Source organism: Halopenitus malekzadehii (assembly GCF_900108505.1).
GTDB lineage: Archaea > Halobacteriota > Halobacteria > Halobacteriales > Haloferacaceae > Halopenitus > Halopenitus malekzadehii.
In genome coordinates this window covers 67,473-94,383 of sequence record NZ_FNWU01000005.1, presented here as the reverse complement: position 1 = coordinate 94,383, position 26,911 = coordinate 67,473, and the positions used below count along the sequence as shown (strand labels likewise).

General features: G+C 52.1%; 19 protein-coding genes. 11 read left to right on the top strand and 8 right to left on the bottom strand.

Annotated features, from left to right (window positions below; genetic code table 11):
• The first annotated feature begins 208 nt into the window (after nucleotides 1–208).
• Together BLW38_RS15830 and BLW38_RS10000 are read left to right on the top strand one after the other, a co-directional pair.
• The gene (locus BLW38_RS15830; RefSeq protein WP_143040848.1) at nucleotides 209–3,916 is read left to right on the top strand and encodes a hypothetical protein; all 3,708 of its coding nucleotides are present in this window, start codon (nucleotides 209–211) and stop codon (nucleotides 3,914–3,916) included.
• A complete protein-coding gene (locus BLW38_RS10000) occupies nucleotides 3,894–4,202 on the top strand; it encodes a hypothetical protein (RefSeq protein WP_092817112.1) in 309 nt (102 codons plus the stop codon). The genes BLW38_RS15830 and BLW38_RS10000 overlap by 23 nt, the downstream gene beginning before the upstream one ends.
• Nucleotides 4,203–4,360: 158 nt before the next feature.
• On the opposite strand, the gene BLW38_RS09995 is transcribed toward BLW38_RS10000, so the two are convergent.
• Both BLW38_RS09995 and BLW38_RS09990 read right to left on the bottom strand, forming a co-directional pair.
• Nucleotides 4,361–5,524: a hypothetical protein gene (locus tag BLW38_RS09995; RefSeq protein ID WP_092817111.1), complete on the bottom strand. Its 1,164-nt coding sequence runs from the start codon at nucleotides 5,522–5,524 to the stop codon at nucleotides 4,361–4,363.
• Complete coding sequence (locus BLW38_RS09990) at nucleotides 5,517–7,271, bottom strand: DEAD/DEAH box helicase (protein WP_092817110.1); 1,755 nt, start codon at nucleotides 7,269–7,271, stop codon at nucleotides 5,517–5,519. Before BLW38_RS09990 ends, BLW38_RS09995 begins: the two co-directional genes overlap by 8 nt.
• Nucleotides 7,272–7,385: 114 nt before the next feature.
• On the opposite strand from BLW38_RS09990, the gene BLW38_RS09985 reads away from it, so the two are divergent.
• The 3 genes from BLW38_RS09985 (at nucleotide 7,386) to BLW38_RS09975 (ending at nucleotide 12,494) form a co-directional block, all read left to right on the top strand.
• Nucleotides 7,386–10,592, top strand: coding sequence for a DUF499 domain-containing protein (locus BLW38_RS09985; protein WP_092817109.1), 3,207 nt, complete (start codon nucleotides 7,386–7,388; stop codon nucleotides 10,590–10,592).
• A 139-nt stretch (nucleotides 10,593–10,731) separates the two neighbouring features.
• Entirely contained in the window at nucleotides 10,732–11,658 is a 927-nt protein-coding gene (locus BLW38_RS09980; protein WP_092817108.1) for a helix-turn-helix domain-containing protein, read from the top strand.
• On the top strand, nucleotides 11,655–12,494 hold the full coding sequence (locus BLW38_RS09975) for a nucleotidyltransferase (protein WP_092817107.1): 840 nt from the start codon (nucleotides 11,655–11,657) through the stop codon (nucleotides 12,492–12,494). The genes BLW38_RS09980 and BLW38_RS09975 overlap by 4 nt, the downstream gene beginning before the upstream one ends.
• Nucleotides 12,495–13,059: 565 nt before the next feature.
• On the opposite strand, the gene BLW38_RS15825 is transcribed toward BLW38_RS09975, so the two are convergent.
• On the bottom strand, nucleotides 13,060–14,046 hold the full coding sequence (locus tag BLW38_RS15825; protein WP_143040847.1) for a hypothetical protein: 987 nt from the start codon (nucleotides 14,044–14,046) through the stop codon (nucleotides 13,060–13,062).
• 114 nt (nucleotides 14,047–14,160) lie between these two features.
• On the opposite strand from BLW38_RS15825, the gene BLW38_RS09970 reads away from it, so the two are divergent.
• A complete protein-coding gene (locus BLW38_RS09970; protein WP_092817106.1) occupies nucleotides 14,161–16,809 on the top strand; it encodes a DUF1156 domain-containing protein in 2,649 nt (882 codons plus the stop codon).
• Between the two features lie 2 nt (nucleotides 16,810–16,811).
• Nucleotides 16,812–17,195 carry a hypothetical protein gene (locus tag BLW38_RS09965; protein WP_092817105.1) on the top strand — a complete coding sequence of 128 codons (384 nt, stop codon included), beginning with the start codon at nucleotides 16,812–16,814 and terminating at the stop codon, nucleotides 17,193–17,195.
• Here BLW38_RS09965 and BLW38_RS09960 read toward each other — a convergent pair.
• The 5 genes from BLW38_RS09960 to BLW38_RS16680 all read right to left on the bottom strand — a co-directional run bounded on the left by BLW38_RS09960 (nucleotide 17,192) and on the right by BLW38_RS16680 (nucleotide 22,807).
• Nucleotides 17,192–18,172 (bottom strand): hypothetical protein, encoded by a 981-nt coding sequence (locus BLW38_RS09960; RefSeq protein WP_092817104.1) that lies wholly within the window; start codon nucleotides 18,170–18,172, stop codon nucleotides 17,192–17,194. The genes BLW38_RS09965 and BLW38_RS09960 overlap by 4 nt on opposite strands.
• A 20-nt stretch (nucleotides 18,173–18,192) precedes the next feature.
• Nucleotides 18,193–19,959 (bottom strand): 5-methylcytosine restriction system specificity protein McrC, encoded by a 1,767-nt coding sequence (locus tag BLW38_RS09955; RefSeq protein ID WP_092817103.1) that lies wholly within the window; start codon nucleotides 19,957–19,959, stop codon nucleotides 18,193–18,195.
• Entirely contained in the window at nucleotides 19,959–21,191 is a 1,233-nt protein-coding gene (locus BLW38_RS09950; RefSeq protein WP_092817102.1) for an AAA family ATPase, read from the bottom strand. The genes BLW38_RS09955 and BLW38_RS09950 overlap by 1 nt, the downstream gene beginning before the upstream one ends.
• Nucleotides 21,192–21,723: 532 nt before the next feature.
• Nucleotides 21,724–21,933 (bottom strand): hypothetical protein, encoded by a 210-nt coding sequence (locus tag BLW38_RS09945; protein ID WP_092817165.1) that lies wholly within the window; start codon nucleotides 21,931–21,933, stop codon nucleotides 21,724–21,726.
• A gap of 742 nt (nucleotides 21,934–22,675) precedes the next feature.
• Nucleotides 22,676–22,807 carry a hypothetical protein gene (locus BLW38_RS16680; protein WP_281241169.1) on the bottom strand — a complete coding sequence of 44 codons (132 nt, stop codon included), beginning with the start codon at nucleotides 22,805–22,807 and terminating at the stop codon, nucleotides 22,676–22,678.
• On the opposite strand from BLW38_RS16680, the gene BLW38_RS09940 reads away from it, so the two are divergent.
• From BLW38_RS09940 to BLW38_RS09925, 4 genes are all read left to right on the top strand, one after another.
• Entirely contained in the window at nucleotides 22,763–23,644 is an 882-nt protein-coding gene (locus BLW38_RS09940) for a hypothetical protein (protein WP_245710158.1), read from the top strand. The genes BLW38_RS16680 and BLW38_RS09940 overlap by 45 nt on opposite strands.
• Entirely contained in the window at nucleotides 23,644–24,504 is an 861-nt protein-coding gene (locus BLW38_RS09935; RefSeq protein WP_092817100.1) for a hypothetical protein, read from the top strand. Before BLW38_RS09940 ends, BLW38_RS09935 begins: the two co-directional genes overlap by 1 nt.
• 367 nt (nucleotides 24,505–24,871) lie before the next feature.
• A complete protein-coding gene (locus tag BLW38_RS09930; RefSeq protein WP_092817099.1) occupies nucleotides 24,872–25,900 on the top strand; it encodes a hypothetical protein in 1,029 nt (342 codons plus the stop codon).
• Nucleotides 25,900–26,592, top strand: a complete 693-nt coding sequence (locus BLW38_RS09925) for a ribonuclease H-like domain-containing protein (RefSeq protein WP_092817098.1) — start codon at nucleotides 25,900–25,902, stop codon at nucleotides 26,590–26,592. Before BLW38_RS09930 ends, BLW38_RS09925 begins: the two co-directional genes overlap by 1 nt.
• The last annotated feature ends 319 nt before the right edge of the window (nucleotides 26,593–26,911 follow it).

Genomic DNA, 26,911 nt, shown 5'->3' with positions numbered 1-26,911 from the left:
CGAGTCGGATCGATTCAGAAAAAGAGTGAATTCAACGCCGACCTGAGCCCAATAATTCCAATCAATCTAATTGTCTACACATATGTTACCACTATACTGGAGCTGCTTTGCTGTCCTACTGAAGAAGTCAAAATCAAAGATCACCGCTACAGCACCGCTACCCACTAAGTAAGTACTATTAAGCATTATCCGCGTCAAACGACAGGGAATGAGACGGCGCGGGCTTGAATTAATTGACTCGGACCTATCAGAATTTGGACCGAGTGACGCTGAAAAATTTTTCAAGGACTTACTTGAAGCCGCTATCGCTGGCGTAAATCACCGGGTAGATACACACTTGAGTGCAAATATTCACGAACCAGACGGTGGGATCGATGCTGAAGCAAAACTGCCTGCTGACATTTCCCATCTCGAACACACCGGATTACTCCCGACCGGGCGAACCGGATTCGAAATTAAATCTACTCGACTAACCGAATCAGAATGTCGTACTGCTGTCCTAGATGATAACGGCAATCTCAAACCCTATTTGGCTGAGATAATCGAAGAGGATGGAAATTACGTATTAGTAACCTTTGGCCATCTCCAACCCCAAGGCCGTACCAAGCGAATTGAAGCAATCCAAGCGGTCTTTGAAGAGAAAGGATTTGTGGACATCAATGTTGACGTATATAGCTTCTCGGAGTTGCTTAGCGCAGTCAATCACTTTCCAAGCTTAATTCACACTTATGGACCCAGTGGTGGTGTTGGCAAAGGAATCGAAAAATGGGCAGATCGCCGGGAGATTTGGTTCCCTCAGGATTACGTTGAATCAGAGGCCCGTGAAGAGATTAAAATCCATCTACGGAACGCGATTCATAAACGGGGAGAAGAATTCAACGAGCATAATGAAGCAGTTGTCTGTAGAGTACAGGGAATATCTGGCCTAGGGAAAACTCGATTAGTATATGAGACTGTCTCCGATGAACGGATTGCTAATCTCGTAATTTACGTTAAGGCAGACCAATTCATCAGAAGTGAATTGGCGGCACGATTAGAGAACGACGACTCCTGGCAAGCGATAGTGGTGCTTGATGATTGCTCAGGGGAGCAACACCGAGAAATCTACAATCGGTATAGATCATACGACCGTTTAGCGTTCATCACGATTTCTGATGATTTCCGAGAAGTTCCTGCAGATCTCCGGAAAACGGTTCGTCGAATGAAAACCGATGAATTAAAACAGATTCTAAATGGGGAATTTCCAGATTTACCAGGACATACGACTGATCGGTTTGCGCGTATCTCCGATGGATTTCCCGAAATGGCGTTATTATTAGCGAGTAACTCTGTCGAACGCCAAATTGATGATAGCATATTAGAGGTGACTGATTCAATAATATTTGAGCGATTACTCGTTGGAAGTGAACCGAATGCCCCTAATGTGACGGATGCTAAGCGGATTATCACGCCGTTTGCATTTTTCAACCGCGTCCACTGGCATCAAAACAATCCCCGAGATATAGCCCAACAAGAATGGCTAATCGAAGTATTCGAGTTGGATGAGGATTATTCTCGCAGCGAAATCCAGCGAGTTGTTAAATATGAAAAGGATCGTGGTGTTCTTCAGGGCGATGAAACGCTCTCCCTTAGGTTGATTCCTTTAGCTGCTTTCTTAATGAAGGAATCTATTCAGCATAACCAAGCACATCTTCAGCGATTACTCGTTGAAATGCCAGCGTCATTACAGTCTGGGTTTGTTGAACGAATTCCATATTCGAACACCGTTCCAGAGGTTCAAAAATGGTCAAAGAGACTACTCCGAGAAATTGATTGGTTTACGCCTACGGGCCTCAGTGGGCAGTATGGATGGGTATTTCGGGGATTAGTTGAGATCACGCCAAATGAGGCATTAATTGCATTACAGGAATTTTTGGGTTCACGAGATCAAGAAGATCTAGAACGGATTGAAGATAGGCGGGTGATTTTGGAGAGTTTACGTCGAATAGCAGTCTGGGAGAATTGTTTTTTCCAGGCAGCTGAATTATTGAGAAGGCTTGCATTAGCAGAAAACGACTATCAATATAGTAATAACTCGACCGGAATATTCGTAGAATTATTCACTTCGCAACTAGGCCCACACTCACCAACAGAAGTTCCGCCGAGCGATCGATTACCAATTCTGCTAGAGCTGTTTGATTCTGAATCAAAAAACGCACATCGGCTATGCTTAGAGTGTGCCGAACACGTTCTTTCGTTCGGTGGTAGTCGTGGTGGGGGGATCCCCCATCGGCAAGGTGCGAAACGTGCGCCTGATTTCTGGGAACCAGACACTTCCGATGATGTTGCCGAATATCTTATTACGATCTGGAAGAAGGTCGAGGAACATATTGATGATTTTGATCAGGAGCACTTTGACAAGGCGGTGGATATTCTAGTGACCAATGGACGACGGATGGCAAAATGGGAAATAATTTCACCAGTGGTCCGCGAAACGTACACACACTTCCTAGAGCGGAACGATGTAGATACAAGAGAGATATTGACCGCAGTTGGTCGTATCGTTGAGGATTTTGACGACGATTGTCCTTGGCGGGACGAATGGGTAACTTTCGAAAAGGAAGTCACATATCGAAGTTTTCATACTCGGCTTCATCGATTTGTTGGTGTACAAGGGTTTGTAGCAAGACAGGAAGATCGGGCTGAACTCGCTGATCAGCAAATTGGTGTCTTGGCAGAAGAGGCTGTTGACAACCCTGAATTATTACGAGGAGAATTGGAGTGGTTACATAAGGATTCCTCAGAAAACTTAATTTCCTTTGGGGAAGAGTTAGGAAAACGTGATCCTGAAGGAAGGTTAATTCCAATATTTCTAGATGGGCTACGAGAAGTTAATGAAGACGCGAAGTTGGCATGCTTCGGTGCGTATCTCGGAGAGATCGTTGATGAGTGTTGTAATTCTCCACGTGATGTATTTTCGAAATTACGCAATGATGAACAGTTAATTTCTTTTTTCCCGTTTCTCGTGCGCCGCGCTGATCCGACGGTTCGGGCGGTGAAAATGATATTTAGAGCAGTGAGACAAGATGAAATCCCGATAGGCACGCTCCAACAAGTTGGCACTATTGCCCGAAACGGCGATTTGGATGAGGATGTCTTCTTAGAGATTGGCCAATATTTGCTAAACGAGGACTCAGGACAAGCTGCAGGAGTATTAGTCAACCTTGCATACGATTACTACCGGCAGGATGATCCACCATCTCTCCACGAGGATATGATTGTAGATGCATTAACACATAATGAGCTTGTTAAAGCTGATTCGCCAATCAATATCGATGGTCACTGGTATGAATGGGAGCAACTCACAAAGAAGGTGATTACGCAAAATACTGATTGTGGTTTTCAAATTGCTAACGCCATCTTGTCATTCAAAAGCAAAAAAGGTGGATTAGCTGGAATCCGGGAGAACACCGACACAGTGCTTAGACCGTTATTCAAGGAACGACCTGCAGAAGCTTGGGATCTGGTATCGGACAGGTTCGAGGACTACTCAAACCGCATCCGATTACAACGCTGGTTTGCTGGAACGGGGTATGTGAATAATACACCGGGAATTTTCTTGGTCCCGCCTGATGTGTTGTGGGAGTGGACGGATATTGATCCAGCAAATCGAGCTCCGATTCTGGCCGAATGCGTTCCGAGACAAAAACACGATCGGTGGTGGGAGATAACTCGTGGAATGTTGGTTCGCTATGGGGAACATGAAGAAGTCTTCCACACTCTAAGTGCAGTCCCGACAGGAAGCAGGATGGGGGGTGATTCGTTAGAAACTATGAAACAAGAATTACAGGAACTGTTGCGGGATGAGGAGTCACCTCTCGTTCGTCGATGGTTGAACTCGGAGATCAAAGAATATGACCAATTGTTCAATTCCTGAGAATCTGAGCGTCTTACTCGGTGTCGACTGGGCCGGTGACCACTGGCTCTGCCTCGAACACCGACCCAACTCTGCTGCACCACATCCAGCGACGTACGACTCAATCAAAGACGTGTGGGAAGACTACGATGACGGTCACGATATTGACCGTCTCTGCATTGACATCCCGATTAGGTTACCGACCGGCCCGAACGAACGCGCTGTTGACAATTTCTTCATCAAGTATCGCCAGCTGCTCAATAGTAGGGCAGTCTACAAGGAACTCATCGCGGTATGCGGTAAATGACCAGTACTCAGGATCCCCAAAGCGTCGCACTACGAATAGTCTTGGACGGTGTCATATATGTGTGATGGTGCGTCTCACTCTCACGATTGTACACTTCACTGACGCCCCAGACTAGGAAGCTCTTGACTTAGCCACCTGCGCTAATTTCTCTATCAGAATTAGTTCGAATAACACTGGGAGCACTGCAGACCTTCTTGGATAGTCCGCAGTGAATTGTGTTCTCCGAGTGTCTGATGGCAGAACTCACAATCCAGTTCATCAGTAATCCCGACGCCATCCCCATATCCGAGTGTCAGTGACCGGGTCACCGTTCCTTCCTCTAACTCAAGAACGAGTTCCCCCCGTTCGTATTCGATCTGTGTTATCGTAAGTGGGCTTACAATGACTTCCAGAGCGTGCCTTTCACGGATTTCTCGCTGTTTCCGTGGAAATCCTTGCTCACGTCTATGGTGGAGCTCCTCAAGTTCTGAGTCCACATCCTCGTATTCCGAATTAAGCTCTTTCCGTTTCTGAAGCGCTTCTACACGGTCTCCTTCATCGCTGCTCTGTTGGATTGACTCGCTTAAATCCTGGATCCGATCCGAGAGTCGGGTTTTCTTCTCTTCCAATTCCTCTATTCGTTGCTGCTGCATCTGCCGGTATTCTTCAATCTCAGCATCTGCTGATCTAGATGCCTCTTGATGGATCTCGTCAATCTTCGGCTGAACACGTTCAACAATCTGCTCACGAGTCTGTGCGATCAATTCATCCGCTGTAGATTTCTCAACATCTACGGGTTGACTCTCGATCTGTGGTTCAGTAGGTAGCGTGGATTCGAGAAACGTCTCTTCGAGATTCGGAAGGCGCTCCATTGACCGAATATCAATAGCAGTCACACGGAGTAACTCCGTTTGGTACTCACTGACCGTCTCGATGCTGATTCGGTAGTGGATAGCTATGGCGGAGCGATCGTAGTATGGCGTGAACGTCGCGTCGTTCACATTGATGTTGTTCTCCTGAAGCCACTGCGGAATCTCAATCTGAGTATTCTTTGATGAGATGGTAATTTTACCTGTAGGCTGCCTCTCACTCGCTTCATCAATGATCTCCTGAAAGAAGGAGCTCTCTGGGTGAAGCTGTCGTTCGTTCTCGCCCAAATCAGCGGCAGCATCGCCACAGAATAAGACCAACTGACCCGACGGAATCTCTGTTTCTGCTTCACCTGGAACGGTAACTTCCCACCTATCTCCCTCTCTCTTTATCGTGGATCCGAGGAAAGTCAGATACCGCTCGGTGAATTGTTCGACGGCTGATTGAGTGATCGGAATCGCAGCGTCAGTCATCACTTGCCCCCAGATCGAAGCCTTCGAAAACGCCACTGTTGAACTCCTCTAGCTTCTCTGCAAGCTCACGCTGTTCCTGTAAGTCAACGGCCATCGCGTCGAAATCGTTCTCCAGATCAATCTCGGAATCAGCGTTAACCAGTCGTTCAAAGATTTCGTCCTCAAACGTCTTGCCGGATTCCTCTAACCGTGTGAGAATGGAACTCAACTCACCAACCGACTGCTGGAACAGATCGATCTTGTGGTACAGTCGTTCTAGGACGTATTCTTCGACTGTGTCTTTTAGAGCCATATTGAATACGTACACGTCGCGTTTCTGCCCGATCCGATGAATCCGTCCGATACGTTGCTCTACGCGCATGGGATTCCAAGGCAAGTCGTAATTTACCATTATGTTACAAAATTGTAAGTTACGTCCTTCTGACATAGAATCTGTCGAGACTAGCACCCCACCCTCTTCCTCGAAGTTTTCGACGATTTGCTCTTTTTCCTGGCTAGAGTGCCCCCCATGGAAGGAATGGACCGTATATCCTTCCTCAGTCAACCGATCAAGGATTTCTCGTTGAGTCGCTCGAAACTGGGTGAAGACGATGACTCGTCCCATCTCGACGTGGTCACGGGCTTCCTCAACGATGCTTAGCAGATTCTCCTGCTTTGTGACCGTCTCAATACCCTCAATCAGATCGAGGATTGACTCCAGTTCATCCGTGTGGGTGAGTTCAGACTGGCCATCGAGCCGTTTTTCAATAGTTGCTTTCAGCGCAGCAGGGCTGCTGACGACCTCTTTCTGAAGCAGCATTAGAACCAGCTTTTGGCCCTGATCCTCGCTATACGCACCTCTGACGTAATCAGAGACTGCCTGATAGAGCTCTCGTTCTTCAGAAGATGGATCGAAGGTTCGTGTATCGATGCTTCTGTTCGTGAAATCAATATCCGTATCTGCGCGCCGATTCCGAATCATCACCTTGTTCAGCCGATCCTGTAGTTCGTCGCGGTTGACGAGTGTTTCCTGATTACTGTTTACGAAATAGTGATGGAAGACATCACGCGTCCCGAACAGTCCCGGTCGAAGCAAGGAAACAACGTTATACAGGTCAGTTAGCTCGTTTTGAATGGGCGTGGCTGTCAAGAAAAATCCGTAGTTGTAGGAGAGGTTGTCAATCAGATCATAGCGGTCCGTTTCCTCGTTTTTGACGTAGTGAGCCTCGTCAAGAACAAGAACGTCCCAGTCTCGGTTGAGAACAGTTGCTTGGTGGCGGTCACTCTTCGCCGTATCAATACTTGCTATGATGTGGTCGTGCTGGTCAAAGCCGCGGAATTCGTCGTCATAGTTGCACACGTACTCTAGTCCGAACTTCTCCAACAGTTCTCCTTGCCATTGCTTGGCGAGTTGGGCCGGGGTGAGAATGAGAACAGAATCGTCCGTCTCGCGGAAGTGCATTTCTTTGAGGATCATCCCGACTTCAATCGTCTTGCCCAAGCCCACCTCGTCAGCAAGTAGCGCTTTCCCATCCATCTCGAAAAGGGCACGGTAAGCAGCGTCAACCTGATGTTCCAGCAGTTTGACCGACTCCACGTCCAGCTGTTTTAGCGATCTGAGTTCAGAGTCCGGTTGGCCAGCCTGGAGACGAACTGCTTGAATTGTCTGTACGTGGTCCCTCTCAGGAGAGTCCGCATCTATCGACTCCAGAAGATCAGTCGCAGATTCGTGAGTGACCTCTGTGTCAACGAGGTCGAAGTCTGCCATAGTACGTTAGAATCAGGTGAGAGGCAAATACGTTGTGTGACATCCAAATAGTCGACAGCTACTGTCACCCGAGCGTTTATTGTGTCGACACAAGCAGTAGTTAAGTACCTAAGAATGGCCGAGACTGAGCCCTTGCCCAAAACTCTCGATGACACGGTTACCCTGAGCCGTGAGCTTCGAGAGGATGGACAAATAGACGGACAAGTAAAACTCTACAACGTCGAGGATGACGACGAATTCGAGTCGGACGCCGAACTCTTCTTCGATAGGACGCTGATGACTCAAGGGCTTCGAGAAGCCCTCACAATTCTCCGTGATTCACTTACCGGTGACGACCCACGAGGTACGCATATTCTCTATGGCCCGTACGGCAGTGGGAAGTCCCACCAGATGGTTGCCCTCTATCACTGCTTTGACGCCCCCGCCGCGGCAGCTGATTGGGCCAGCGACTCGGTGGATGGGTTCGAGTCGGCGCTCCCTGCTAGCGCGACTCCGATTACAGTCGCAATGCAGAACGAACAATACGAGTATCTCTGGGAGCCGTTCTTCGAAGCACTGGACTACGACCCAGGGACGTTCGAATCCGGCGGCTACCCCGATATGCAGACGATTCAAGATGCGGTTGGAGACGAAACTGTCGCGTTCTTCGTCGACGAGCTCGAAGACTGGTTCGACACGCTTCAGGGAGACCGGAAGAGCTCAAACAAGGCGTTTCTGCAATCACTGCTTGAATCGACCGCGCTCTCCGACCTCGACCTCTACACGATCGTCTCTGTTCTTCGTGAGGGCTCTGAGGTTCACGACATCCTGAATCGGGAACAAGCGGTCGAAGTCAATATGAACAATCAGGTGGACAAGCGAGAAGTCCTGCGCCACCGCCTCATCGACGACATCGACGAGAGCGCCGCCCGCGAGATCGTCAATGGCTATTTCGACGCCTACGACCAGTCCGACCACGTCACGCTCCCCGATGATCTCCTCGCGGATATGCACGATCTCTACCCGTTCCATCCTGTCCTGCTTGATGCCCTCGAAACGCGGTACTACGCCGACGAGGGAAACCAGAACACCCGCGGGATGATCTACCTGTTCTCGAAGGTTCTTCTCGAAATGCAGGATCAGACGGATCTGATCACACACGGTGACATCGATGCGATCGAGTTCGAAAACGAGCTGGCGAAGATCAATTACGAACGGTTGAACGCGGCGACGGGCGACATCAACAACCGCGTTGACACTGACGATGTACCACACGGCCGCCGCGTCCTGAACACGATTCTTCTGTACTCGCTGAAACCCAGCGAGGGAGAAGGGGCCGATGTCTCGGAGATCGTGATGGGCGCGTATCAGACCGGAGATCTTGTAGCCGATGTCGTACTTGACCTCGAACGACTCCACGGGGTTGCGTGGCATCTACACAAACTCAACGGGAAGTACGCAATTCGAGATCGGCAGAACCCGAATGCGCTCATCCGGAACGCTGCGACCGACGTTTCAGAGACAGCAGCCAAAGCCGAAATCGCGGACTTCATCACCGACATCTTCGGCTCGAACGCGTATCCGATCGGGTTCCGGACAAACGACATCCGTGACATCCCGGATGATCGTGAGATCAAAGTCGTCGTGAAGGACGACCAGTGGACGCAGGAAGAAGTCGAACAGGTCATCACGAACGACGGGCGAGGGCGTGAGTGGCGTAATACGCTCGTGTTCGTCCAGCCCTCTGGAGACAAGGCTATCGAGTCCGGAACGCGGTACATCGACAAGGCCCGCTACATCGAGGGTGCCCGGCAGGTTCTCGCGGACGAATCGCTTGACGAAGAGATCCGCGAGTCCATCGAGAACATGAAAGAGCAGGAAGTGAGCGAACTCAAAGAAGAGCTTCAACTGCTCTATGGAGAGGTTATCGATAGCGATGACCTACTCAACGAGTTCGACCTCGCTGCGCCGATGGATCTCGATGTCTACGTCATCGATGGACCCGAACTAAGCGCATCCAACATCGCAGACTCCGCAGCCGCCGACCCCTTCGACCTTCAGACCCATGTCTGGTCCATCGTCGAAGACTTACTCGATCGCCGGGGTGAGATCTCGATCGAGGATATTTACGAGCAGTTCCTTCGAGATCCCGAGTTGCCGATTCCCGGAAGCGCGAACGACATACTCAATGGAACCGTCAAGGCACTTGACGACAAGCCGATCCTCGCCCGGGATTCGAGTGGCTTCCGTAGTGACCTCTCCGGAAGTTCACTGGATACAGTCCTAGTCCACAAGGGAGACGTTGCTGTGTGGGGAGTGGACGATGTCGAGCAGGAACTTCGTCAGCGGTTCGGGAGCGGCACGACGGCACTCGACATTGGAGACTTCGAACTCGAACTCGTCCAAGACGGAGAGATCTGGATCGACGGAGACAGCCACGACATCATTATGCGAGCCGTCGGTCGGCTCAATCGTGAGGATCAGTACGTCATCGTTCGGGGGAACGAGATCCTCGATAAACCGCAATCCGACGCGACGATCCGGGATGTCGGTAGCGCGACGGTCGTCGGGGCGTCCCACCTGGTTGATCGGATCGAAGCGTCAATCGAAGCGGACGGATACGCGAAACTCGATACGATTATCGGGGAGATCCGCAGCGACGAGAGCGTGTTCCTACCACCGGACGAAACTGAGACCGTCGCACGCGAGGCGGTCAACGACTTCCTCGTGGACGATTGCGTTCTCGAAGCCGGCGGTCGATACCTGGAGTCGCTCGGTGATCGTGACCCGACGACAGTCAAGATCGTTCCGACGGTTCCCGACCGGATCGGTGAGCAGATCCTGGAGTACATCGAGGACCTTGAGCCGGGAGAGCAGTTCACCGTGAACAAGATGACGGACCGATTCGACAATAGCGTCACTGAGTACATGGTACGGACGTTCCTGCTTGAGAACATCGGCAAGGACGTAGAGCCCGAATACGTCGTCAACACGACCGGGTCGGACAAGGCATCCGACTGGGTGCCGGGGTATCCATTCCGGAAGTACGACACAGGGGGAGACACGTGGCGCTTCGAGTACAACGGAGACGATGTTTCAGCGATGCGGAAAAAGTGGCGTGATGAGCATCAGACGGGCGAGGTCGAGGTAGGCGATGTCACCTTTATGCTGCCAGATAGAGAGGGGATTCCCAGTGCATTACAGGGAACTGCCGATGTTGAACGAACCCAGATAAGCCTGACATTGCAGTCTGAACAGGACTACACGAAGGTACAGGACATGTTCGAACGAATGCCGGACGAAGCGACGAGCATCAAAGTCGAAATTAGCTTCCAGAAGTAGCTGTCGAAGTACGGAATTACGTATTAAACAATAACAGCCAACGACCGGAAGCCAGAGTCGCACTAATTATTTATTATATGACTGTTTGTCTCATATCTGCCAAGGTGTTTAAATAGTCTCTGGCCATCTATGAGACAAGATGATCGCTGAGCGAGAACTCCGCGTTCTCTCTGTCCTTGATTCACCGAAGGGGCGTCAGGAGCTAGCGGACGAACTAAATTACCGAGAAGACACAGTCTCTGAGGCACTCACTGGCCTGGCTCGGTATGACCTCATCCACAAAGAACGAGTGGGAAATAGAGTCATCGCCAAGCCAAGTGATGCACGGTGCGTTGAGGTACTTCAATCACTGACGAAGTCGAATCCACACGTCGATTTTCCGGATGTACTCACTCCTTCGATGCTGAACATTCTGTACTATCTAAGCAGCGGTGACGCGTGGACAGCAACTGAACTGGCGGAACAGACAGGACATGCACGAGCGACGATCTATCGCGGACTCAGGACACTCACAAACCGTGCGATGGTCATCAAACAACACAGTCAATACCGGCTCACCGAGGAGTTCAACGATCTCCATACCTTCGCACACGAACTTCAGCACCACATCCACCGGGTTCGGATCAAACAGGACATCGGAAGCGGAACACTCGTGTGGGAATCCCACGAGGAGTTTCTCGTCCGCACCGATACCGAAGTCGAGCATCCTGATTATCACCGGACGGGGCTCGATGCCTTTGCCGAGTATGGGCTCCAGTTTTTCACGACATCTGAACAGTACTACTTCTATTCAGAGGATCGTAACTCGCTCACGCCGGGAGATCTGTTCTGCCATCTTCTCCTCATCGAAAACGACTCTCGCCACCGGAAGTACGCGCTCTTGCTCGCTGTGAAGGCGGATCTCTCACCGGAGCGCCTGAAAACAGCTGCAGATGAGTATGGAATTACGGAGATCGTCAACCCACTGGTGGAGTTCCTAAAGACGGAAGGTGGGAAGGTGTCTGAAGCAACGCCGCGGTGGGAAGAGTTCGAAACGCTGGCCGACGAGTACGGGGTCGAACTATGACTAGAGAAGCCACATTCGGGTCGGACGCGATTCGGCGACAGTTCAGCGAGCTTGCGGGGCTGCTTGAAAACGAGTTAACGGTCTATCTCATCGGGGGCGGTGCGCTCACACTGGATGACCTCAAAAACGCCACAAAGGACATCGATTTGATCGTCAGAGAACGAGCTGAACTCAAGCGATTATGGCACGTACTTAGGGCTGCGGGATACGAACCCCAAGAGGAACTTCCAGAAGAATACGACGAACTCGGGGCTGCGTTCATTCTACAAAAGGATCTCCGGCGGTTTGACGTGTTTCACGAACAGGTTGCCGGCGTCATTCGATTGACACAGCCGATGGTTGATCGGAGTCGTCACCTGTTCGATGAGGATGATCTCACCGTCAGAGCGGTCTCGTTGAACGACATTTTCCTGTTCAAAGCCGTCGCCAACCGAGAGGACGATGTCGATGATATGGTTCGGATCGTGCAAACCGGTATTGACGAGGATGTAATCGTCGAGGAGATCCACACGCAACTCGAATTACTCGAAAGCGACGAGTTCATCGGAGCGATGAAACACAAACTGGACCGATTGCGTGAACAGGGGTACGTCTTCAATATTCACGAGGAAATCGATCTGCTCAACGACCGCGTCCAGGATGGACAGGCAGTCTACAACGCTATCGGTTTGCTTCTGGAATTCGAATACGAGGACAACGACCCGTTCAAGGGCGTTCCCGAGTCGGCTATCCAGCGACAAGTGGGTGATGAGACTGCGTCGTCGGGGATCGAATGGTTGGAACGGATCGGCGCAGTGGAACGGGCGTCGGATGACTCTCTCGTACTTACTGAATAAGTAATATAGTCTGTTCTAGTCAGATCTTAGTGGTCTAGAACAGTATAAGACGGTTTTAAGCAACAGTCTATAATAAGATACACCTCTACGAATAGTGATGGAATTAATTGCTGTTCTTGTCAATTTCGTCTGTCTTTAGGCTTCTTCGCATTGGGAGAAGCAGATCTTGATTGTCTAGATAGCCTAGATAACCTTCATCGCTTTTGAATGCCCGAATTTTGGCTTGATGGAGACGGGATCGACAATTCTTCTCTAGTTCACGAAAATGTTCCTCACAGAATAAAAAATGATCTGCTTCGTGTTTTAATTTCTGTGGAGTTGGTTGACTTAATGTTCGATAGGTTGTGAGTTGCCAAGTCCCAAATCTTGCTCCACGGTAGCAGAGCGAACACCGCTGTGTTTTCCCATTACCAACTAACCCTTCAAAACAGTCTTCACAAACTCCGATTCGACCCGGCTGTTCAAATTTTAGGTCGATTACATCATAATCCGGATTTCCCTCATCACAGAGTGCGCAGAGTCCGACGGCGTGTAGTAATCTGTTGTTGGGAAGCGGTGGCATAAGTCAAAACTCGCTTAATTTCTTATTATGACCGTCCCGACGAGACGTAGCTTTATCAGAATTTCTGAGAAAATGGATTGATCCTGCTGAGTCAAGAGCTCGTAGTCTATATCTGATGTTGGACTCCGAGATATTGGTCAGGCTGTTAAGCTGATCCACAGTTAATTCTCCGTGTTTCTCGACCAATGCCTCAATTTCGTTTGTTTGGCTTATACGATTCTGCCAGCGTGCGGCTTGTTCGTCTTTTTTCTCCGACTGTCTCATTTTTCTAATGTCCCGCTGGATTTTGCTTAGATCATTTTGCATCTCTTCTAGAGGATCTGTATCCCATATCTCATCGGAGTTTGAACGTTGAATCAGCACGCCAAAATCAACCGCACCTGAGAAATCTAGTGGTTCGTCAAATCTGTCTTTACACTCTATGGAGTATTGTATTTCTGTCCCCGCATCGTGTTCGTCTAGATACTCTTCAATTTCTCCCGTCGATAGCAACCAGTCATCACCCTCAACAACAATAGGAAAGCTATGATTTTCACCAGCAGCCAGTCTAGGGATCTCCCAAGATCTTGACTGTCCCGCGACACTCCACTCTGCGACCACGTCAAACGCAGGTCCGTTCCCTGAATTCTGAATGGAGAAGTGAACTGATGTGACATTCATAAACCCAACTTCGCCAGTCAAGAATGGCCGGAACTGCTGTTCCATCAACTGTTCTTGATTGCGTTGGGTCTGTGCTTGGATGCCTTGGAGACGCGCCTGCTTATCATATAAAAGCAATAAACCAAAAGTGAGGACAATCGTTCCAACTGCACTAGCGATAGGCCCAAAATCAGATGCGCCCAGAGGCGGCTGTATTCGAACCCAGTTCACTTTTCCCAATATTTCAAGAATCAACCAGAGTGTAAAGAGCGCAATTAGAGAGTAACCAGTCCAAATCGGAATCTTATCGCGCAATCGTTCATCCTGTTCTATATCCCTGTCTTCGCTCATATAATGAGACTACGGTTCTGACGTATCGGTGATAAACGTAGGGGAGCCAAGAGAGCTGATTGGGAGACTGTACACTTATGAGGCTCGTCCGTAATCTCTACTGTATACTGAACTATGTCTGAGCAATCTGGGTCCCCACCAACCGAACGTGAGCGGACGGAACTCCCCATCGAACGGGGATTCCCCATCGAGCGCGTGAACGAAATCGCAGAGAAGGAAGGTCGGGCGAAGATGCACTACCGACCGATCTACACGATGCACAAGTGGTGGGCCCGGAGACTCGGCTGTGTCTTCAGAGCAATCTCGCTGTACACGCTTCTCGACGATCCGGAGAAGGTCGAGGTCTTCGAACCCGGAAAGAACAACGAAACCCTCGACGGATGGGGTGACGAGACAGAAACAGACGTGGCATCGCTCATTAATCGCGTTGATATGAGCGACCCCGAGAGCCTCTGGGAACTATATCCGAAGGATGTTCGCGTCAAAGACAAAAAGATTCTCGATCCGTTTATGGGTGGTGGAACGTCGCTCGTCGAAGCCTCGCGGTTCGGGGCTGAGGTTGTCGGTAACGACCTGAACCCGGTCGCGTGGTTCGTCACGAAGAAGCAACTTGAAGCTGGAGAGACCAATGTCATGGATTTAGAGGCGGCGTTCAAGCAAGTCAAAGAGGACGTTGCTGACGAGATTCTCCAGTACTACAAGACGCCGTGTCCGAACGGCGATCACAAAGCGGACGTGATGTACAACTTCTGGGTGAAGGAATTGGACTGTGTCTCCTGTGGGCACACAGTTCCGCTGTTCAAGGACTATCGTGTGGCGAAGGGACGCTATGAGAACGATGACAAATACAACGTCCTTTGTCCGGATTGTGGTGCGGTGACGCTCGTAGATGATTGGCAGTCAGAGAGCGTCTGTGATGATTGTGGACACGGCTTTGCTCCGAAAGAAGGGAATGTCTCACGCGGTGGGAAGTACAACTGTCCAGATTGTGGACAAAAATATGCAATAACGGACGCGATTCAGGAATTAGGCGGATATGACCTACGGCTATATGCTGTTGAATATTATTGTGAATGTTGTGAACAGTCAGGGAAAGCAAAAAGTGAACATAAAGGATACAAAAAAGCTGAAGATGCGGATGTTAAACTATTCTCTGAAGCAAAAAGCGAGTGGGAATCCAGTGAAGATTTACATAAATTTGTTCCTGATGAGAGTATTCCAGAAGGTCATGAAACAGTAAACCGGCGTCCACTCTTTGACCACGACTATATTCAGTGGACGGATATGTTCAACGAGCGTCAACTACTCTGCTTCTCAAAGCTTCTTCAACGCATCTCCGAGATCCCTAATCAAAACACAAAAGAGTATCTTCTGTTGGCGTTTACTGACTCGCTTAGAACGAACACAATGATGGTCTCCTATGATATGCCTTATAATAAGATTGGGGATTTTTTCCGTACAAACTCATTCAATCCACCCACATATCCTGTAGAAAACAACGTTTGGGGTGCAAAATTCGGACGTGGTACGTTCCAGTCGAACTGGGATATGGTAAAAAGCGGCGTTGAATACGCAAATTCACCGACTGAACGATATGTGTATAATGGAGAGACTGTAAAAACAGAGCCATTCAATCATGGAATCGGCTCAAACACTGAGATTCATCAGGGAGATATGAGGACAATTAAAGCCGAAAACGAGTATGATGCAGTTATTACGGATCCACCGTACTACGATAATATCATTTACTCTGAGTTGGCTGATTATTTTTATGTTTGGCAGAAGATTCTTCTTGAGGACGAGTATCCTGGATTCGATAAAGAGAAAACTCCACGAGCAGAATCCATCGTCACGAATCCCTACTTTGATAAGACCGCGGAAGACTTTGAGTCTGAACTCGAACAAGCGTTTACCGTAATCAAAAGGGCGCTCAAAGACGACGGCTCACTCACTTTCACTTACCACCACAGCGATTCGGAGTCGTGGGGAGAACTTCTTGAATCACTCTGTAACGTCGGCTTCGAAGTTACGGCTACATATCCCCTCACCGCAGACATTAGTAAGTTCATTACCGGTGAATCCGTCTCTTTCGACATCGTCGTCGTCGCCCGTCCCATAGACAAAACAGAGCCAGCGTCGTGGAACTCGCTCCGCCGTAACATCTACCGAACAGCTCGTCGCACCCGCAAGCAACTTGAAGAGAACCGTGACCTCTCACGGGGTGACATCGGCGTGATGGAGATGGGTGCGTGTTTCCGCGAATACTCCAAGCATCACGGAAAAGTACAGCGCGACGGCGAAATTATGTCTGCCAAGGAAGTCGTGCAAGAGATTTACGGTATCATCCAAGAGGCCAGCGACATTGGCGTCGAGGACGTGTTCGTCGATCTCCTCGACAGCGACGACCCAGCCTTCGACGACGTGAACAAGCTCTGTCGGGGCACAAACGCCACGCCCGAGGAGCTAAAAGAGATTTGCCTCTACAACCAGGACGACGGCTTCGAACTCGGGACGTGGGACAACGAGAAACGGCAGGCCTACATCCAGGAGCGAACCAACGGCGATAGCGACGACCACCTCTCGAACCTCGATAAACTGCAGTTCCTTCGGTACCGCTACGAGAAGGGACAGGCCGTCCAGAACTACGTTGACAAGTGGGGTGTCGATGACGACCTGCGTGAACTTGCCGGCCGTCTGGCAGATGTCACTGGCGACGACACCTACACCCGAGTACTTGGTGATCGGGACATTACGAGTTACTAACGATGGCGGGACCAGGAAGAATCCCCAACCAGTACAACATCATCGTGGCTGGGGAGTACGAGACATTCGATCATCAGATGCCGGTTGAAGAGTTTCTCCAGCGACTGAAGAACGACAGTGTACCTGATGAGGTTAGTGTTGTCGGGTTAGAAGAAGCGTTCACCGACGAAGAGCTGATAAACGAGTTAGCCCGTGAGATGGACCAACGAGCGGATGATCTGGAGTACCAAAGTCCAACTATTCAGATCGTTGTTGAGGGATCGTTCCATCGCCAAGGGAAAACGTACGACCTACGATACGACGGTGAGCTCTACTCCCTTCAGGAGATCTTTGGTCCACAACTTGAACGACGAGAACAGGGTGATTGGATAACGTCGCCGTTCTAATCTACTCCTGGTTCCTGTAGTATTTCATTCAGTGCTCTCACGTTCTCCCGATGCTGAAGAAGGAACGGGAACACAAACAATGACAAAACGGCGCATCGTGCTTCCACTACCTGTTCGCGGATCTGGGTGTATGACCAGACTACAGTCTCGCCGTCCGTAGGGAATTCCACACTCTTGTCGACTGGGTCTACCAGAAAGTCGTCGTGGGCTATTGCGTTTCGAATATCGTTGTCGAATTGTCTCGCAAACAATTCAAGTCGTTGTCGCGCAGAACACATATTTATCAGCGTATCAAGATTGTCATTCAATCGGTTCTCTATGTCTCCCGACTCTTCTGTGATGACGTTTGTAGAGTAGATTACAAAGGGAGACAATGTTTTGAATTGTTCACAGCACCGCTCATACATCCTCAGATAGTCTGTCGCAGTCGTCTCAGATTCTATATCTGGGTTCTCAAGAATAAGCTCCATATCTTGATCAAGACGGACAAATATACGCTGTAGTTTTCTTTCTCCGACATCGTCTAAAGAGCCAATTATTGCCTCAAGATGCTGGTTGCTGTTTTCTGCTTCAATAACCAAACCCACCAACTCCTCTACTGTATCATAATATTCGGGATGTCCCAGTGTCTCTATCTGGAACCGAATATTCTCCATTACTGAGTCGATAGTCCCGAAAATAGTCCGTAGTCCTTCGAGAGAATCTACTTCAACATCATCAAGACCAAGCAGACGAGCTAAAATCTGATTATATTCTTCCAACATAAACTGTCTAAGCTCGGCTTCATCCATATTCGGCTCTAGTATTGTGTCTACTTCCTCGATGAACTGTTCAGCTTCTTTGTAGGCAGTCTGTAGTCCAGAATCAGAGATTTCATCAGATAGATCCCGACCAAGCAGGCGTGAGAATTCGGTTAGAACCTCGTCAGTCAATTCCTCAGCCAATTCGTCGGAGTCGATGTCCCCAGAGTCAGTCATATATACCTTCAGACAGCGATCTATAACAGTTTTAGCGGCCCTTCCATCTCTACTTCTCCAGTGCCGTTTTCAATAAAGTAGAGATCAATCCACTCCTGGCCCCCATCTCGACGGAAGACGGGCACACACGTCGTCGTATGTTCGTACCGTCGTTCACACCGGGTTTCAATTTGCTCTCGCGTCCAGCCGCCGTCTTGCTCCAGATCGTATCGATTGCGAACTTCCCAGGAGTACTCGTCAGCAGCCGCTTTGATGACTTGGAGTGAGAAATCTCGCGCATCCTTGAACGCGAACGGGCCGCTCATATCCGTCGCACGAGCCAGATCACTTTCGTCGACTCCATCGAGACACAGGTGGTTGTCGCTCTCCGCGACAGCACGGAAGGCTTCCAGCTCCGGGCTGTTCTCTACGAGGACGCCGTGAAGGTAGTCGTGGATCACTTCGTCGTACGAGTCCAGGGCAAACTCACCGGCCGGTGACACGATCTGAAGCTCGGCACCGGTCTGAGCGACACGTCGTCGTCGCGGCTCAAGCAGCGGACACAGGAACGCGAGACGTTCGGTGTGGAGCAGGTATGCGTAGCTGAACAACCGGGAACGGGATGGTGACTCTTTCACCGGATCGTGGCCTTCCGCGTAGTACTTCGAGTCCAGTACTGCGATGGTTTCGTCACCTTCCTGGAGCGCGTGGTCGGGCTCGTGGTAGATCTGGCCTTCCCCCTCGAACGGCTTAACCGATGGTGACCGAACCGGAGTAACGTCATCCAGGTCACCGAGGTGGTCGTAGGATTTGATGTAATTGAGCTCCCGTTCGATGACGACCTGAGAGTACTGTTCGAACAGCGACTCCATATTTAGGACGTAGTCCACGACCAACTCTCGCGGCCCGTCACGCAGTTGTTGGCCGAGGGACGAGGACATCACCGCCTTGGAAACATCGAACGCTTTCTGATAGTACCGACGTTGCTTTGGAAGGTCGTGAAGCGAAATTTCCCGGTACTCGTCCATCCGATCCAGGCCGCTATCGACGCCCATACTTTCCAGTCTTTCCACCTCTCGATGGACTTCGGAGAAGATCCGATCATAGGCGGGGTGGTCGTTCTCCGAGGATTTCTGCCGGAAGAGTCGAAGGAGCGTTTTCCCCGCGTAATGGAGCAACGAGTTGGCAGCGTTGTTATACTCGGTCTCGTTGCGGATCCAGTGTGGTTCGATCGTTCCCCGAGCGTGGTTCAGCAGCGTTTGCTCGACATCGATGTCGCCGCGGCCATCCAGACTGTTGACTCTCCTGATGACGAGGTCGCGGATGTATCCGTTCCGCTGGATCCTCTCCAACCCGTCGAGGTAGTTGATCGCCAGCACGACGAACACATCGTCGAGATGGATGTCGTCGGAGAGGAAATCCTGGAGCGGGATGCCGTGATACTCGATCGACCGGTTCTGGTCGTAAACCGCCAACAGCATATCGAAGATGTGCTCCCAGTCGATCTTTGGATCGACCTGTACCTTCGACGATGGCGTGAGACTCACGACGCCGACGATGTCCGTCGCTTCGACGTGGAGTATCTCATTGTCGTCGCCGTCTACTGTGACGGTCACGACCTCGTATTCCTGGTCCGAATCGAGTGCTTCCTGGCTCTTCGTGAAAACGCCGGGACTCTCCTGGGTGAATGACGCGCGACGAAGCTGGTCCATTATGGATGACGGACAGCCTTCTATCCGGATTTCACCCCGCTCGGGGATGTTGAAGGTATCTTGCCCGTATTCGTAGACTTCGTCGACGGTGCTCATTACTCGTAGGAACCCATCTGGCGACGCTCTTGTTCGAGTTCGCGTTCTGCGAGTTCAGCCGCAGGTGAGAGATCGTAGTCCTCGAATTCGCCGTTGAGTGCTCGGTAGTGTTCTGCGATTCGTTCGATCTGTGGGAATGCCGCGGCATTTAGCAGACGAGGAACAATGTAGGTACGGAACGCTTGACCGACTGCGTCCGTTTGGTCGTACTCGTATTCGCCGCCCTCACGACACCCGACGCCGAGGAAGACCGCCACGTCGCGGTAGTGCATCGGACCGAACCGCATAATCGGTCCCTGTGAGGTCGCTTCATTACCATGGTTGATGCCTTCGTAGTCGCGCTCGAAGAGCCGTAGAATCTCGTTCTCGTCAAGATCCGTCTCGCTGGTGACGTGCGTGGTGATCCAGTCCTTGAACAGTTGCCGGCGTTTGTCTTCCTCGTATTCGTCGAGTTCGATCATCGCAAAACGGCGGGTGATAGCGTTGTCGAGTTCGTTTACCGTACGATCCGACATATTCATCGTACAGATGATGTTCACTCGCTCGTCAAGTTCGATCGTCTTCCCCTCGTCAGTCTCGAAGATCGTCTGATGGGGATTCTCGATAGCCGTATAGAGAGGCCCAAAGATCTTCGAGATGTCGGCTCGGGTGATTTCGTCCAAGATGACTCCATACTCGACATCGAAGTCACGCGCGCGCTCTACGGCTTCTGAGACACATCCAAGCTTTGTTCGATAGCTTAGCGATTCGCCGGTATAATCCGGACTGACGCCACCAATGATGTCGGACGGAGTCCACGACGGCGTTGCAGTGTTGAGGCTGTAGCCGATGCTCGTCTCTCTGGCGAGTTGCTTAGCGAAGGTGGTTTTCCCGGTTCCGGTCGGCCCGTAGAGGACGACAGGCTTTCCAGCCTCTAATGCAACCTTCGCGTTTCGCTGAACATCCCGAGGGACCAGAATCTCTTCGGGGGTTTCGTCGCCCCGCAGACTCACAATACGTTTGAGACGATCGGACGCAAGTGACGATTCGAGGACAGCACGACGAACTTGCCCAAGACCACGCTCACCGTCGTGTAGTCGATCAAGCTCCTGATCTTCGATGAGGTACTCTAGTACCTCTTCGCTCTCTGCATTCTCGATCGCTTCGACGACATCCTCAGTAACACGGCGGAGAATCCCAATATTCTCTTCTGCCTCTTCGACAGTATAGCCGTCCGACGAACTACTCATTATGACATAGAGGTGTAGTGTGGGATATAAAAACCATTCCTCGATTGCCAGACCTGACCTCTCTATTGATTGCGAAGAGACATCCCAGCCCGACTGGCCTCGAAACGGACAGCCTTATTCCCCACTGTGGGATTGACTTCCTGACCACAGAGCGAGCGAAACCCTACAGACACTCTTGTCACTCTTGGGTGTCTAATGGAATACGCTCTTGTGGCGGAGATGTTGGCAATCACAGTGCAGTTTTGAGGATGGTTTTTAGCGCACCTTCACCCGGTTTTGGGAACACTTCTCAGCGGAGATGGAACGTTCGAAGATACGGTGTGAGTTTGTCTTTGGACAGATCCCGATGCGGCGAAGTCACCGTCGCGCCAGCAAATTTACTGGCACAGATTCGCTGATGCTCCGAAACAAACGTCTCGATTAGCATAATCATTCGTCGGGTGAGGCGATCAGTTCCCCCTTGCCTAGTGTGAATTCCAACTGCTGCTGAGAGTTGACCAACAATTCACTATTCAAAGAGATGACAATATTCGGATTAGAAGTCGTCACCTTCACAGACGATCTGCTGAAGCTCATCAAATATCTCTGGTTCGTGTTCACGAAGCACATCTACATCATCAGCTATACCTCGCACACGTTGACGAGCTACTGACTGGACTTTGTAGCGGTAGTTGTCCGATACATCCGCATCACCAGCGAGAATTTCCCGTTCACGGTCAGTGAGAAGTGAGCGTCCGTCGTTCATACGCACCAGTTCAATTTCGAGGGACATAATACGTTACCTACGTACTCGGCTCCACATACGCTCATTACCAATATTAGTATATACTATATTAAGTAAGGTATAAGTGGTTAGCGGTATACAGTATTCAGTAAGGGCCTGGTCACTTCGGGGTGTTGTAGAACACCCGCGTGGCCTAACACGCGGGCCAGGTTCCCCCAGCGGATGTGAGCGAACCTATGACAGAGTCAACACTACCAAACCAAGAAGGCATCGACAGCGAATTTATTGAAGACATCCATCAGCTGAAACGAACAGATTTGGCGGAAGGGGCCGTTACCTGTCAAGTCTGCGACTCTCAAATTCGTGAAGACGGACGCATTACTGTGTCCGCTTTTCGATCGAAATCTGATCCGAAATTTAAGATTGAGGATGTGTTTTGTCGAGGGCATAGAGATGAGTATAATCGCTCGTGGGATCGGTCGCTCCGTGAGCTGGTTGTGCGGGGGCGTGTTGGTACTGTGTCGGACACTGCGACGCAGTCAACGTGGCCGGTTTTACTGGACCCTGAGCCAGTTGTCTTCAGTCCGGTAAACTCGATAGAGGCATACACGCTGGATGATGCTCCGGACTCGGGTGCCGATGGTGAGGGTGCCGGAGTTGATGTGACTCATTCGGGTGTGGTGACGGAGTCATCTGGCCGTGAGCAGCCGTCGTCGTGGTGTGACAGTGGTGGTTCGCAATGACGGGGGGATCGGAGTCCCCGTCATTCTCGGTGGGGCACCTTGACGGTGAGTTCGAGCTTCCACCTGTCGATGAGTCGACGTTCCCGGATCTCTACCTCGACCTTGGGGTGGATCTGCTTGCGCCGGGTGACGGTGTCGTGACTGATCGGCATCATGCGTCTGCGGATCGGTACGAGGCGGATGATGCGATGAATCAGATCCGTGGGCAGATTTCGCCGTTCACGCTGTCGGGCTGGTTACGGCACGGCTGTGAACGCGTGTTGCAGATTGCTGGGATGACGGCGTGCCATCCGGGTGAACCGAATGCGGACTATATGCGCGCGGATGTGTACGATCGAGACCTGAGCCAGGGCTACCACGAGAAGGGCGAGTGCGTTGATGCGGGGAGCGACGAGCAGGGCTGCGTTGTGTACGAGTTGTTCGGTGGGTTTGGCGATAAGCCAGGCGAGCTGTTGCGCCGGCCGATTCGGTTCTCGCCGGTTCGCTCCCAGGTAGATGTTCTCCGTGGTGAAGCCGAGGCGCATTACCGGCAACTGCACACGCAGGTTCGGTCGCGGAACGATGAAGACGGTGGGCAGCCGTTGCGGCACGCGACTCGGGACGTGGTCGGGAACGTCGAGGGGACGTGGCTCCTGACGCTTCGATCGTTGAAGCCGGAGTTCGTCGGACTGCTGCTGGAAGCGGTTTCGTTGCTTAACGGGAAGAGTGATTCGTTCGAGTTCCAGCTCGGTGGGGCGCGGAATTTCGGTGCAGGGATTGCGGATGTTGAGGTTCTGAATCCGCTGTATTCCGAGCAGGAGATTCGCCGCGTGTACAACCGGGCGCGGAAGCCGACGGCGGCGATGCAGGAGAAAGACGATGAGTGGCGTACGTATCGTGAGGAGTTCGTTCGGGCGTTGCAAACACGTGTGAGCGATGCCGACGGCGAGTTGGATACACCGATTGATCGTCGAGACGACGCCGGCGAGAGAAAGCGAGGTGAGCTCTGATGGGAGACGCTCGTGACCTGGTGGATGCTGATGCTGTCGGTGAGACGGTTGCTGATCCGATGGTGGCGGTGTATCGCCACGATGTGCACAAAATGAATGGTCGGCGGCACGGGTCGGGTGCTGAGGTGTACCACGGTGTGCCGGTGAACGAGGCCGTACCGCGTGGTGCGGATGGTGATGCAGCGTTGTTGAGTCGGCCGCCGGGCGAGCCGGAACAGACGGTGGCAAATCACTCGTTTCCGTATCGGTTGTCATTGCTAACGGGTGAGTCTGCGACGGAACCGGACCGGATCGAGGCGGCCGGGAATGGCGGGTTCCGATCGTTGGTGGTATCTGATGATGCGCCTCGACTACACGCAACGTGGCTGACGAGCGACGTGGCGGCGGCGTTCAACGAATCCGTGTATTATCCGTACACATCGTTGAAGTACCACGTGTTGTTGACGGCGGCGCTGTTGTCTGAGTACCGTGCAGGACGGAGCTTCGACGAATTGTTCTTGGCAGTATGGCCTGGTGAGCCGACGGCCGCTGATGCCGATGTCGAAGCGGCGTTAGACAGTGGTGTGGTGTCGCCGTATCGAACTGTCTTGTGGTCGCCGTTGGTGACGCTGGCTGTGACGAGTGACCCGGGTGATCGGCCGGCGGCGAGGCTCGGGCCGGGACCAGCCCGATCGTTTGCGGACGTGTGGTCGCGGTTGTCGCAGGAACCGTTCGATGTGGATGAGGCGCGAGAATGGATGGTGTTGGATGCGCAGCTTCGACGGCTCCGATCTTGGTCGACGGCGCTACAGTACATCGCGGAGTTCGTTTCGTGGCGTAGTATGCCTCGTGCTGCCGAGGTAAAGCAGGGGTGGTCGTAACGATGGGGCGCTTCGAATCTCCTCGTTGCAGGGCAGCGTCGATGCCGGAATACGACGGTATAGACGGGTCTCCTGCCCGGGGCACTGGAAATGGGGTGTGTGCCTCGTGGTGTAAGTGTTCCTGTGAAGACACTGGAAACGGGGTGTGTGGTCGTCGAGACAGAAGGCCGGTATCACTGCGGCGAGATACGGTGTCGCTTCGAGGCGGATGGTCGATGCGTATCCCCTTTACCCCCTATATTGCGCCGGTAACGGTGCTGTACGGGTCAGGGCACTGGAAACAGGGTGTGTCTGGACTACAGTCCGCTGTGCTTCGGTCTCGGGCACTGGTCGGGGTCTGGAGTGGAAATGTAGGGGGTGAGTTAGCGTGACGCGTATCCAGCAGGTGCTGTTCGAGCTGGAGACGGGGTATCTGGGGCACCCGTACTTCGTGACAGGGAACGCGCTCTATCAGGCACTAGCACAGCGTGTCGGCGAACGGATGCGGCGAGCGTTGTGCGTCAGTCACGGTGTGTTCTTACCCAAAGAGTACGGAACGCCGCCGTCGTGGCACTCCCAGTCGTCCTTGGGGAAAGTTGGATTGTCGTTACCCCCGGTAGAGACGTATGATGATCTGTTCTTGCTGCGGGATTCGGCGCAGCGCTGGTTGAAGTCGTCGCGGCCGCGGGACGCGCATAACGCCCATCCTGTCCAGTCGCACGGTGGGCGGCTTGCGTTCGATTCGGTCGCGTGGTTTGGTCGCCCGCCAGAGATGCAGACCTCGAAACGATCGGTTCGGTGGTTCGTCCAGTGTTACCTGTCTACGACTGGTTCGCACTCGAAATCAGTGCTTCCCGTCGCGGACGAGACGCTGGATGGCCTACAGGTTGGTGGAGCGCGAAACTACGGGTTCGGTCAGTTGTCGATCGTCGATTCACAACTGATCGATCTTGAGGCGTTGGACTACGACCGGATCGCAGCAGCCGACGAACACGCCCTTGAGTTGGTGTCACCGTTCGTCATAGCGACCGACTACCCCGGTGCTGATGATCAGTCCGTGCCGTGGTGGTGGGATGTGTCCCGCCCAGCTGCGCCGTCGAGTGCGGCTGACTGTGACCGTAACAATGAGGGTGAGGTGAGTGAGGCGAGAGGATCCGGGCTACGGCGACGGACGGAACGGCTCGTCGACGATGGAGACGTGTATGACCTAGCGACGATTGACCACGGACAGATTGTCGGGTACGACGGATCGGACCCGGTCAAGACGGCGAAGAACGGGGTATCCCGGGTTGGAACACATTCGCGGTTCGGATTCGGTGAGCTTCGAGTCCGCCCGGCGAGCGATGATCGCATCCCGGATCGTGCCGAGCTGATACACGACGTTGAGAAGGCAGATGTCTCAGGGGGTGAAGCGTAGTGGTGCTGGAACTGGTCGCGTTCGATATTGAGACGACTGGGTTCGGTGTCGACGACGAGGTTACTGTAATCGGATTCGCGGTGCCGATGGGCGTCCGCGTGTTCGTCCAGACTGGTAGTCGGGATGCCGACAGTGTGGAGAGACGTGTTAGTGATCGCGTGCCTGTACACGTGCAGGTAACGACGCATCCGACGGAGCGAGCGCTGTTTGAAGCAGTGGGATCGTTCACTGCGGACCGGCTCCAGGATGATGACGTGTTGCTGGTGGCGTTCAACGGAGAACGATGGAAGGGCGGGTTCGATCTCCCGTTCCTTCGGACGCGCTTGGCACGGTTGGAGATTGAGTGGCCGTTCCGTGAGCTCCCGTACGCGGATCTTCTGCCGGTCTTAACGCGGCGATTCAATACGACCGTCACATCCTGTGATGGTGGTGACGGTGATGTCGTGTCTGATGATCAGAGTGACTTAGCAGGCGTCTATGACGTGCTGTGTGATGGCCGGTACAGCGACGTGGATCCGTTCGTCGAGAGTGGTGAAGCAGTCACAGCGTTCAATGAGGGACGGTTCGCTGACCTAGTGGCTCATAACGTCGCTGATGTGCTTCGGACCCGTGATCTCGGACGGCTTGCTCAGTGGTATTGCTCGAAATCAGAGTTCTCGGTGAAGTCACTGTCACCGACGGTGCAGAGGTGATGCTCGCGTAACTGTGCAACACCGAGTCTGACGGGGAGCGATGGAAGCGGTCGATCTGATTGAAGCGATCATCCATATGCTGGCCGGAACCGCGCGAACCAATCGAGCAAGCGACCGAAGCTAACAGAAACTGATGACACGAGCTGACGGACACCACGAGTTCAGCAACGAATCGAACGAACAAACGACGACGAGTGAGCCAGACGGCGCGGAGACGCGTACGTCTGACTCAGCGGCGAGTCACGGGTACGATCAGGACCGCGAGAATGAGTCCGTGACTGCCGAGACGCGCTCTGAGGTATTGGCACGAGACGGTCAC